Below are 6,136 nucleotides of genomic sequence, written 5' to 3' on the forward strand. Positions count from 1 at the left end.
GCGGTGGAGATATCTCCCGTCTTCCACTGCGCATAGCCCAACGCCATGGCGGCGTGTGCCTGCTCCAGCGATCCGGAAGCGAAGTTCTCCGTTGCAATCTGGTCGGCCTGCTTTGCCGCCTGCAGACACTCCTGTAGCTCCGATTGATTGCATTCCGCAAAGACCAGGGTGATCAATGCGGCAAGCATGGTGTTGCCGCGCCTCTGCGTGTACTGCGGATGCTCGGCARTGGGAGCGTCCTGATCGTCAGGCTCCGGCTTGGCGGAGAGCGTGTCATAAGCGGCGCGGGCGTGCTGCTCGGCTTCCTTGAAGCGATGCCGTGCCAGCAGCACCTCGGCGAGATGTTCGTGACCACGGGCAAGATCGATGGGGTTCCCCATCTCTTCGCGAAGATGGAAGGCCTGCGTCCTCACCTTCTCCGCATCGGCAATGTTGCCGAGCTCAAGATAAATACTTCCAAGATTATCGAGCGCGGTCGCATAGTTGCCGCGTGACTGCGGCGACTGCGCCAGCAAGGGCAAGGCACGTTCGTAGGCTCGCTGGGACTCGGCAATATTGCCGACATCGTGATACGAAGAGGCAAGCACAGCCCATAGATATCCAATGCGCGCGGGCGGATCGTTCCTCTGTTCAGCCTCCTGAATCAGCTTGCGATACATCTGCTGCGTCGTTGCCGGTACAGGCTTCGCGGTATGTTCAGCGCCTGGGCTCGATTGCATCGCGGGACGTGCGTACACGATAGCGCCATCAAAGAAGACCAGGGGAAGTGCCAGTGACGGTGTGTGCGGCCGCATGAAGCGGCCTGATATCCGTGTGTGTCAGGTAGCCAGTTGTCGTGCGCCTTCTGCGCGCCTGGAGCTTCTCCACGCAGTCAGGACTAAGTACCACGCGGGCCAGCTCAGCGCCCAGTTCGGGAGCCATGCACCGGGATTGCGCCACATGGGAATCGTCAGCAGCGTGATACCGAGTGCAAGCACCAGTGCAGCGGGAAGATAAATACGGGTGAGCCGCAGACCGCGATAGACGCCCCACGCCGCGGGAATAAGGAAGAGCAGCAGGCAGAAGCGTGAGAGCGACTCCACGTGAAATCGCGCCATGCAGAAGACGCAGGGAACCGATGACATCAGCACGCTGATGCGGATGGTCTTGCGTGAGAGCGATCCCATCACGAAGCCGCCGGTCCACGCCCAGCCGATCAGCAGAATCACATTCCAGATCAGCATGGCGACACCAGGTCCAAGCGTGAGGCCGCTGTTTTTCAGAACCGTGGTATTGAACAGCCGCACATACGTCGCGCTGATTGAGACCGACAAGCCCATCAACAGCAGGCTGCACGGCAGAGCCAGGCCGAAGGCGGCAACCCATGGGCCCAGAGTGCGCCATGGCGTTGCCTTACGGCGAAATGCAAGACCCACGACGTCCAGCATCGCTGCCCTTGTGGACTTACGTGTCTCCGCCAGATCGCCAAGCACAGCTTCACACTCATTGCGTTCCAGAAGACGTGAAGCGACGACTTCCACGATGGTCCAGCCCGTCATAGAACACTCCTGCTCTGGTTTGCCACCCATGAGGCTCCGCGGCTGATCCGCATCACCGTCTCGTAGAACTCTTTTGCCGCACTCAACCCGCTGGGCGTAATGCTTACCATGCGCTTGGCGCGGCCACCGCGTTCAGGCGTGGCATCGCTCATCCAGGTCTTCAGCAGACCCTTCGCCTCCAGCCGATCGATGGTGGTGTACAGCGCTCCAATCGAACAGCCTCGGCCGCTGGCCTCAACCTCTTCGCGGATGGTGGCGCCATACGCCCGCTCGCCAAGCCCCGCTGCCGCCGTAATGATCAGGTACTCAAACTCTCCAAGCATCGTTAGTACTACATTGTGAGAGTAATAAATGCGGCTGTCAAGACAGGTGAGGGAAATTTTTGACCTCCCAGAGCGTGTCATTAAACTCATGTCGTCAGCACCCGCCCGCTTCTTTCTGATGTGGAAACGAGTGGGTGCAGCGGGGACCCCGGCCAACTTTGCTGGCTGGGGTGTTTAGCGGTCTTTCGGGCAGGCACTATAAGCGCTGAAGGCGCGCTCCATACCAGCCTGGGGCAACGCCCCAGGTCTCAGTGCTCACACGATGTTAAAGGGCTGAAGGCCCGCTCTATAACTCTGCAGTGAAGGCAGATGAGTTCTAATGTGCGAACGGGTAGGAGCGGTGGACTTTAGTCCACGGTTTACAGTCCAGATGGGCTCTTTCAGCTATTTGGCATCAGAATTATAGATCGGGCCTTCAGCCCTCAGACCTCTTAACTATCCGAGACCTGGGGCGTTGCCCCAGGCTGGTATGGAGCGCGCCTTCAGCGCTATATATCGGCGGGCTGAAGCCCGCCGCTCCCACCCAATCCTACGGCGAGCAAGTAATTAGCCACACCCCTACTTCACCCGCTTCAACACCGTCATCGGGATCGATCCATCCGGTCTTGCCGCGACCTTCCAGGAGAGAACATCTCCCTGCATCTCATAGGACCTCACAGCGGTGGTGTCATCCTGATTCGGAACCGAAGAGCGATTGATATGAAAGCTGATGGTGTGTTTCGTGTCATCGACTATATAGGTACCGAAGTGAACACTCATCTCGGTCGCAACCGCGCGATATTCCTCAGGCGTGCCTTTCAGTCTGTCCCCTGAGGCAAACTTCACGCGGTCTCCACGATAGATCTGTACGGAGTAATGTCCATCGGCAGTAAAGATCACCAGGCCGTGAGGATTCGGTCCATAGTCAGAGACGCGTGTGCCATCCGGCATCAGCTTATCCGCGGCAGTAAGAACCCATGTGCCAACGATGGAAGAGGTCTGTGCCATGCCGGAGAGCGGGGCAAGCAGAAGCGCAGTGAGCAAAAGCAAATACCGTTTCATCCCGCAACTCTAACAACGCGGCACAGCAAGAACAATTTGATTGTTCTCAAGCGACACGTGAGCTCTGTTTATGCTTCTTCGCGGTCTTCGCCTGCAAGGCCAGTGCTGACTGCACCGATTCCGTCAGCAGGATCTTCATGCGATCGACCGCGATACCTGTGGACTGCGGATTGCGATGAACCGTAACCGGCAGTGCACCAAGTGCAGGCAAACCGAAGAGCGATGCGGCTGAGACCAACCCCTCGGGAAGGCGCAACCCAGTCCGCGCGGTGATGCCGAGACCCGCAAGCAACGCGGCCCACAGGCCGTCGAGGCTGGGACTGCTGGCGGCGATGCGATACGGTGTTGTGGCCGTCTCCAGATGTTCGATGGCGCATCGGCGAAAGGCACACTGCGGCCCCAGCGCAGCCAGTGGCAGAGGATGATTCTGCGGAAGAGCAAAGGTGGAAGCCGCAATCCACACGATCTCAAGCTGTCCGATGGTCTCGGCTGCTGCCCGTGTCTCATGTCCGATCGCGACCGCGAGATCGATCTGCGATGCTTCCACCGCATCGGCCAGYGCCGCATTGCCTTCGATGCGCAGCTCGACCTGCATGCGCGGATACAGCAGGGCAAAGTGCGCTCCGCCGCCAGCGCCAGACTGCCAAGATCATTCGCAACGGTGAGGGTGCGCAGAGTATCGAGATCAAGCGTAAGCCGTGTAGCCATCGTGCGCGTAGTGTAGAGCATTTCTCCTGTTGCTGGGCATCCCGTGAGTACTGTGCAGTGACGTTTTCATTGAGGAAAACGCCCATAGATGCATAAGCCCTGCACTACACCTACAGGAGAAATACTCTAGCCGAAGGCAGGTAGAAATGGCCCATTCTCTCCCGGAACATGGGCCATTCTTCAATCATTCAATTTTCCTAGCTCTGAATAAACGCCAGCAGATCCGCATTGATCTGGTCTGCATAAATCTGCGCCATGCCGTGCGGATACCCGGGGTAGATCTTCAACTGGCTGTTCTTTACCAGCTTCGCCGTCAGCACACCGGCGTCAAGGTAAGGAACAATCTGGTCGTCATCGCCGTGCATTATCAGTGTGGGAATATCGATCTTCTTCAGGTCTTCTGTAAAGTCGGTCTCAGAGAAGGCTTTGATGCAGTCGTACTGCCCCTTGATGCCGCCCTGCATGCCCTGGTACCAGAAGTTCTTGCGCACACCTTCTGAGACCGCAGCGCCAGGGCGGTTGTAGCCATAGAAAGGAAGTGTCAGATCCATGTAGTACTGCGAGCGGTCATTCACCACTCCATTGCGGATCGCATCGAAGGCATCGATCGGCAACCCGCCGGGGTTCTTCTCGCTCTTCAGCATTACCGGAGGAACAGCGCCGATCAGTACGGCCTTGGCGACGCGGCTGGTGCCATGGCGGCCCAGATAGTGTGCCACCTCACCGCCACCGGTGGAGTGACCCACGAGTATGGCGCTCTTCAGATCGAGCGCCTCGAACGGAGCAGCCAAATCGTCGGCATACGTGTCCATCTCATTGCCATCCCATGTCTGGTCCGATCGTCCGTGGCTTCGGCGATCATGCGCGATGACGCGATATCCGCGCTCGCCGAGGAAGAGCATCTGCGCATCCCACGCATCGGCATTCAGCGGCCAGCCGTGCGAAAACACAACCGGGTGGCCGGAGCCCCAGTCCTTGAAGTAGATCGTGGTACCGTCTTTCACGGTGATGGTCTTCATAGTGGTCTCCATTCGTGGTTAGCGGTTGAAGGGGTTTGATTGTCCAGGGAAAGCACGTGGTCGCATCTTATTTAACGCCGGTGACAGATGCGTGTGCACCCACGGAGGGGCATAAAACCAGTCACACTTTCGTGTGGCTGATTGGAGATGCGGGCACAACTCTCGGTGTGTCTTCTGGTGGGAGCAGCGGGCTTTAGCCCGCTGATTTAGGCCTAGTAATACGTCGGGCTTTAGCCCTGGGCCTTTACTATCCGAGACGCAAGGCCCAGGGATAAAGCCCATTCTTTTCTTGATCCGATAACGGTGGGCTGAACAGGTTGCGGAAAAACTCGGGTGTGGTTTTGTTTTCCATCGCGCGAGGTGCTAGTAAGTAAGATATGCGAGGAGATTGGGAGCTTCAGTCTGCGATGTTTAGTTATGTGACGTTGGAACGTCGGGTTCCATCGGACCATCCTTTGCGGTCGATCCGAGTGCTTGTGGACCGTGCCCTTGTACGGATGGAGGCGACGTTGGGCGCGATGTACTCGCATACAGGCCGTCCTTCGGTAGCTCCGGAGAAGCTGTTGCGGACGCTTTTGTTGCAGGTTCTGTACAGCATCCCGAGTGAGCGCCGGATGATGGAGCAGTTGGACTATAACCTTCTGTTCCGCTGGTTCGTAGGACTGGAGATGGACGACGCGGTATGGGACGTGACGGTGTTCACCAAGAACCGTAACCGTCTGATCGAGGCCGAGGCGAGCCAGCGTATGTTGGAAGCGGTGATGATGGAAGCGCGGGAGAAGAAGCTGCTCAGCGAAGAGCACTTCACCGTGGACGGCACTCTGCTCCAAGCCTGGGCCTCGTGCCGGAGCTTCAAGGATAAGAAGGATCCGCCCGCTCCTGGCAAGGGTTCTGGACATAAGGGCGAGGTTCTGCTGCGCGATAAGGTGGAGTCCAGCACCGATCCCCAGGCGCGGTTGTACAAGAAGGCGACAGCGGATAAGGCGGTGCCCAGCTATCAGGGCCATGCGTTGATGGAGAACCGCAACGGTCTGGTGATCGCGGCTGAGGCCAGTCTCTCGGCTACGGTGGCGGAACGCGATATGGCGCTGATCCTGCTGGATCGGGCTGTACCTTCGCCAGACCAGCGCAAACCGGAGCATCAGAAGACGATCACGCTGGGAGCCGACACAGTATCAGGATGCGCAGTTCATAGAACAACTGCGCGGTCGCGAGGTCGCGCCCCATGTCAGTGAGTACACCAGCGGCCAGAACATGAGCAAGAACGCGCTGACGGAAGAGGAGCGACAGGACCCACGCTTCCAGATCAGTCAGAAGGCACGCAAGCGGATCGAACGAGTCTTCGGCTGGTCCAAGCTCGATCGAGGATTACGTCAAGTGAAGGTACGCGGTCTGGCCAAGGTGGACTTGTTCTACCGGCTGATGATCACCGCCTATAACTTGACCCGCTTGCGCAAGCTCATCCCCATCCAGGAGCAAGCATGCTAGGGCCGAAGTGTGTCTGGAG

General features: G+C 58.2%; 6 protein-coding genes and 1 pseudogene. 1 reads left to right on the forward strand and 6 read right to left on the reverse strand.

The window, feature by feature from the left end:
- The 6 genes from AB4043_RS12330 to AB4043_RS12355 form a co-directional block, all read right to left on the reverse strand.
- Positions 1-794 (reverse strand): tetratricopeptide repeat protein (locus tag AB4043_RS12330; protein ID WP_442307167.1); only part of this gene is annotated, 794 nt, incomplete at its 3' end.
- A 24-nt stretch (positions 795-818) separates the two neighbouring features.
- On the reverse strand, positions 819-1,538 hold the full coding sequence (locus AB4043_RS12335; RefSeq protein WP_442303170.1) for a hypothetical protein: 720 nt from the start codon (positions 1,536-1,538) through the stop codon (positions 819-821).
- On the reverse strand, positions 1,535-1,861 hold the full coding sequence (locus AB4043_RS12340; protein ID WP_442303171.1) for a PadR family transcriptional regulator: 327 nt from the start codon (positions 1,859-1,861) through the stop codon (positions 1,535-1,537). Before AB4043_RS12340 ends, AB4043_RS12335 begins: the two co-directional genes overlap by 4 nt.
- Positions 1,862-2,419: 558 nt before the next feature.
- Positions 2,420-2,902, reverse strand: coding sequence for a lipocalin-like domain-containing protein (locus tag AB4043_RS12345; protein WP_442303172.1), 483 nt, complete (start codon positions 2,900-2,902; stop codon positions 2,420-2,422).
- 46 nt (positions 2,903-2,948) lie between these two features.
- Positions 2,949-3,512 (reverse strand): LysR substrate-binding domain-containing protein, encoded by a 564-nt coding sequence (locus AB4043_RS12350; protein ID WP_442303203.1) that lies wholly within the window; start codon positions 3,510-3,512, stop codon positions 2,949-2,951.
- A gap of 295 nt (positions 3,513-3,807) precedes the next feature.
- A complete protein-coding gene (locus AB4043_RS12355) occupies positions 3,808-4,629 on the reverse strand; it encodes an alpha/beta fold hydrolase (RefSeq protein ID WP_442303173.1) in 822 nt (273 codons plus the stop codon).
- Between the two features lie 377 nt (positions 4,630-5,006).
- Here AB4043_RS12355 and AB4043_RS12360 point away from each other — a divergent pair.
- Positions 5,007-6,117, forward strand: a pseudogene (locus tag AB4043_RS12360) (IS5 family transposase).
- The last annotated feature ends 19 nt before the right edge of the window (positions 6,118-6,136 follow it).

Source organism: Terriglobus sp. YAF25 (assembly GCF_052113305.1).
Taxonomy (GTDB): Bacteria; Acidobacteriota; Terriglobia; order Terriglobales; family Acidobacteriaceae; genus Terriglobus.

Excerpts from the sequence above, each read along its gene's own strand:
- AB4043_RS12335 (WP_442303170.1), bottom strand. The coding sequence starts at position 1,538 with ATGACGGGCTGGACCATCGTGGAAGTCGTCGCTTCACGTCTTCTGGAA.
- AB4043_RS12340 (WP_442303171.1), bottom strand. The coding sequence starts at position 1,861 with ATGCTTGGAGAGTTTGAGTACCTGATCATTACGGCGGCAGCGGGGCTT.
- AB4043_RS12345 (WP_442303172.1), bottom strand. The coding sequence starts at position 2,902 with ATGAAACGGTATTTGCTTTTGCTCACTGCGCTTCTGCTTGCCCCGCTC.
- AB4043_RS12355 (WP_442303173.1), bottom strand. The coding sequence starts at position 4,629 with ATGAAGACCATCACCGTGAAAGACGGTACCACGATCTACTTCAAGGAC.